Annotated in this window: 3 protein-coding genes; 2 read left to right on the top strand and 1 reads right to left on the bottom strand. The window is 48.8% G+C overall.

The features are described 5' to 3' along the window. Positions 1 to 283 precede the first annotated feature (283 nt). Positions 284 to 2557 carry a glycosyltransferase family 2 protein gene (locus QZP87_RS03610; RefSeq protein WP_291321551.1) on the top strand — a complete coding sequence of 758 codons (2274 nt, stop codon included), beginning with the start codon at positions 284 to 286 and terminating at the stop codon, positions 2555 to 2557. A 185-nt stretch (positions 2558 to 2742) separates the two neighbouring features. Further along, positions 2743 to 3696, top strand: a complete 954-nt coding sequence (locus QZP87_RS03605; protein WP_291321550.1) for a hypothetical protein — start codon at positions 2743 to 2745, stop codon at positions 3694 to 3696. Positions 3697 to 3784: 88 nt separating this feature from the next. On the opposite strand, the gene QZP87_RS03600 is transcribed toward QZP87_RS03605, so the two are convergent. Beyond that, on the bottom strand, positions 3785 to 3985 hold the full coding sequence (locus QZP87_RS03600) for a hypothetical protein (RefSeq protein WP_291321549.1): 201 nt from the start codon (positions 3983 to 3985) through the stop codon (positions 3785 to 3787). Positions 3986 to 4097: the final 112 nt, after the last annotated feature.

Raw genomic sequence — 4097 nt, 5'->3', positions numbered from 1 at the left:
CAGTTTATCCCGTGAAACAGTCCCATGGGACTCCCCAAAGGGGGTTTCACTGGGACGGATTTCACTGGGGTGCTTGCCCCGTTAAATTCCGAAGGACAGCGTAGCGCATTTAACCGGGGTGCTCTGCCTGCCCCGTTGAATCTCTTCCATTCAACTGGGGTGGGCTAAAAACTCTTTTCTTATCTGGGTTGCGGGCAAGGCCAGCATTAGTTAATTGTTCTCTGTTAACTGATAACTTATTATTACTCAGGTTTTCTCCGGGGATGATTCAGGTAAAATTCGAATGAACCCTTTTCTGGCGAATATCATACATGGACTGTGCAGGCCGCTGCGCTCCCTGACTATGAGGCAGCCTGGACTTGTGCCCAAGTCTGAACTCAAAAAAAACAACAATACCGGGCTGTTCAGTGTTGTTGCCCATGATTGCGAGCCATGCCTTGAGATTAAGGACCCTCTGCTTCTTCCTGGATGGTACATGGTGGAACTCAGGGTCACAAGCAGCACCACAGCCGGCAACGCTTTGATACTCATGGATTACGGCGTCGGCAATGATACTGTTGAGGCTTTTCTACCCTATACCAATGACAGGCAGACCAAGAGAATTATCCATATAGGACGTCAATGCCGCAACATGCGGCTTTATCCGGTGGAAGGCAGAAAAGGTCCGGATATTGGTTTTATTGTAAATCATCTGCGTTTCGTGCGCCTGCTCCCTTTTTATGCCCGTGAGCTCATGCTGGCCAGGCTCAAGGCCAGAGATCCTGAATTCCAGAGCATGGACCACAGGGAGATCATGAGCATTATCGGCTCAACACCCCAGCTTAAAACACGTTACGACCAGACTTTTTTTCGACATCTGGACCATGGCTTTCTCGGGTACCAGACCTGGATTGTCAACCACGAGCCAATGCTCAATCATAATCAAAAGAGCCTTTCAAAGACAAGCAAGAATTTTACTTTAAGCGATGGTGAGTTTTTCACAGTATATATTCCTGTTGACAGTGCACAAGAGAAGTATCTGTTCCGGACACTGAACTCTGTGACCAGCCAGACAAGACCTCCAGAGGAAATATTTCTGGTTTGCAGTCCAGAGAATCGTCCTGATCTTGAAAAAGTTGTGCACAAATTTTCTGAATACCAGAAAATCAGGCTTATAGAAGCCCGGGAACTTCCATCCCGTGCCCGGGGACGTTTTCTGGTACCGGTATACCCTGGAGACGCTCTAGCTCCCAATGCACTGGAGCAGGTGCTTGAGACCTGCCGGAAAAATCCTGCGGCCTGTCTTATCTATAGTGATCATGACCACCTTGACCAGCAGGGCAGGCGGGTACAGCCTTCATTCAAGCCTGACTGGAACCCGGATCTCCTTCTGTCGCACAACTACATCTTTTGCATGGCTGCCCTGGATCGAAAAACCCTGCTGTCGGCTTCTCACTCAGGATGGGATACAGATATAAAATGCAGTTACAGTATGCTCCTTGCCTGTACCGCCATGATAAGTGCTCATCAGGTGGAGCATATTACGCAGGTACTTTATCATAGAAGCCAGGATGCTGCTGCAAATAGTCCGGATTACAGCAGGAAGCTGGACATGTGGCTTCAGCTAAAAAAACAAAATGCAGCAGTAGAATCAGGGCCATTTCCCGGCACATGGAGAATCAGATACGCCCTTCCGGCTCCTCCTATGGTATCAATTATTATACCTACAAGGGATCAGGCTGAGTACCTTGAAAAGTGCGTGACATCCATCCTGGAAAATACGGATTATCCAGGATTTGAGATTTTGATTGTGGACAACCAGAGCCGGCAGAAAGCTGCTTTAAGCCTGCTGGACGGTTACCGCAGGCATCCTCTGATCACAGTCTTGACCTGGAACAGCCCCTTCAATTATTCTCTTATTAACAACCACGCGGCAGACCGGGCAAAAGGGGGCATGCTAGCGCTTTTAAACAACGATATTGAGGTAATGCATTCAGACTGGCTGACTGAGATGGTTTCCCAGGCCAACAGGCCTGACATCGGCTGCGTGGGAGCCAAACTCTATTATCCTGACGGCACAATACAGCATGGGGGTATAATACTTGGTATTATGGGGGTGGCCGGTCACTCCCACAGATTTTATTTTGGCAACCACCCAGGCTATGAAATGCGTCTAAACCTGGTCCAGAACCTGAGCGCTGTAACCGGGGCGTGTCTGGTGATGCGAAAAGAGGTCTTTCAAGAGGCGGGAGGACTGGAGGCTGATCTGGCAGTGGCATACAACGATGTGGACCTGTGCCTCAAGGTCCGCCGTGCCGGGTACCGCAATCTCTGGACACCTTTTGCCAGGCTTTATCATCATGAATCCAAGAGCCGCGGAACTGCTGATACACCTAAAAAGAAGCTTCTGCTTCAGAAAGAACAGGATTATATCAAAGAGAAATGGGGACATATTCTCTACAGAGATCCGGGCTACAACCCCAACCTGACTCTGCAGTTTGAGGACTTTTCCCTGAAAAACAGCACAAATGAATTTGGGGCCCCGGGGACAGGCACTTTTGCCGACCTCAAACCGTAAAATAGGCAGACTATCCGGCGGCAAAAGAGCCAGTCCCCTTTAAGCTTTTTCCCTGAAAAACAGTAAAAATGAATTCGGGCCCCCGGGGACAGGCACTTTTGCCGACCTCAAACCGTAAAATAGGCAGACTATCCGGCGGCAAAAGAGCCAGTCCCCTTCCAGCTTAAAAAAAGAAGAGGTTTTACATGAAAATTTTGATTGCCGGACTTCCCAAGTCCGGTACGACAGGTTTGCTTTACCTGCTCTTCAACTCCTTCGGCAAAAGACCCAGGATTGTCTTCGAGGCTGACGAATGCCCAGCAGACCTGGTGAATGAAAAGCGGGACGTACTGGCCAAAGTACTCATCCGCCCGCAACTGACCGTGGATTCATTTAATTGTTTTGACTACAAAATAACCATCATCCGGGACCCCAGGGACCGTTTGATCAGTGCTCTGTTGTACTCCCAGTACCACTCCGATCTACTGGATCAAGACGATTACGTGAACAAGGTCCGACAGTGTCTTGAAGAAAAAGAGGCCCACCCTGCAAAGATTTCTTACCTGGAGATTTTGAGAAGACTAAGCGAGTTTTCAGGAAAAAAAATTGAGATAAAGAAACAAAAAAAACAGATCAACAACTCAATGCGGCTTCTGCATCAGTACCTGTCAGGTATGAATGGCAGCCTGGTATACAAATACGAGGATTTTGTCGCTGAAAACTATTCCCCCCTTCAGAAGTTTCTGGGTATAAACATCACCGGCAAAGCCAGGGTGCCGGACAGACTCAAGCGGGTTGCCCGATCCAAGAGTTCCGACAGCTGGAGGGTCTGGTTCACCCAGGAGGATGTCCAGGTTCTAAAGCCGGCCATAACCCCATGGCTCAAAGAGTTTGGCTATGATTATCAGGACTGGAGGCTCAGTGACGATTCAGAGATAGATCCTGAACACTGCTCCAGGTATTTTATGGGTCTTGTTGAAGAATACAGGCAAAAACAGTTAAATCAGGAACAAAGTTTAAAACAGAACAAGACTCCTTCCTGCATCCGAAAATGGCGCAAACTCAAAAGAGCCCCTTACGATTTTTTTGCCGACGCCAAAAATCCTGTGGTTCGCAAACTCAAGATCTTTTTCACTCCCGAAAACAAGGACAGAAGGTAAGTATTCATTTTGGTTTCTACCCCCAGGGATTGATAGCTGAGACAAAAATAAGTGAGGGCCTGTCCCCAGGAGCACTCTATGGTTCTTTTCAGCTGGCTGAATTCCCCCTCGTCTGTACCGTTGCCCTCGGGATATGTTTTCTGACCCATTCGTATCCGGTTTTACGGGATATCCCGGCTCTTTGACAGACATCCGAGGCATCAAAGTCCTTGTCCAGCCCTTTTTTTCTCTGAATCTGGCGGGCCTGGATCAGGATGGCCACTTCCTCAGGAGTCAGGGAATCATCCATAAGGTCCTCCTTTGATCATGACCGGCTGCCCCAGGATGTATAAAGTAACCGTTCCATCCGGGGCCAGCACCAGGTTGGCGATACTGCGCTCTATACTCGGTTCCTGGCTGGT

It is taken from the genome of Desulfonatronospira sp., assembly GCA_003563255.1.
In the GTDB taxonomy this organism is placed as follows: domain Bacteria; phylum Desulfobacterota; class Desulfovibrionia; order Desulfovibrionales; family Desulfonatronovibrionaceae; genus Desulfonatronospira.
Note: the sequence above shows the minus strand (reverse complement) of the source record. Positions and strands in the feature narration are given on the sequence as shown.